General features: G+C 35.7%; 1 pseudogene. It reads left to right on the top strand.

What is annotated here, in order from left to right:
* A pseudogene (glsA, locus tag JI666_RS21260) lies at positions 1 to 263 on the top strand (glutaminase GlsA); the annotation flags it as partial.

The raw sequence follows: 263 nt of genomic DNA, 5'->3' as shown, positions 1-263 counted from the left end.
AATGAAATAGTATTTCAATCAGAATGGGAAACGGCTCATCGTAATAGAGCATTAGCATACTATTTAAAGGAGAACGGTTTTCTAGAATCAGATGTGGAGGAGACACTAGAGGTTTACCTAAAACAATGTTCGATTGAAATAAATACAGAAGATATTGCCTTAATAGGGCTTATACTGGCACATGATGGATATCATCCTATTCGCAAAGAACAAGTGCTCCCTAAAGAAGTAGCTAGGTTAACAAAAGCTTTAATGCTTACTTG

It is taken from the genome of Bacillus sp. NTK071 (genome assembly GCF_017303315.1).
Lineage (GTDB): Bacteria > Bacillota > Bacilli > Bacillales > Guptibacillaceae > Guptibacillus.
The sequence above is the reverse complement of the archived record's forward strand: the minus strand, read 5'-3'. Positions and strand labels throughout refer to the sequence as shown.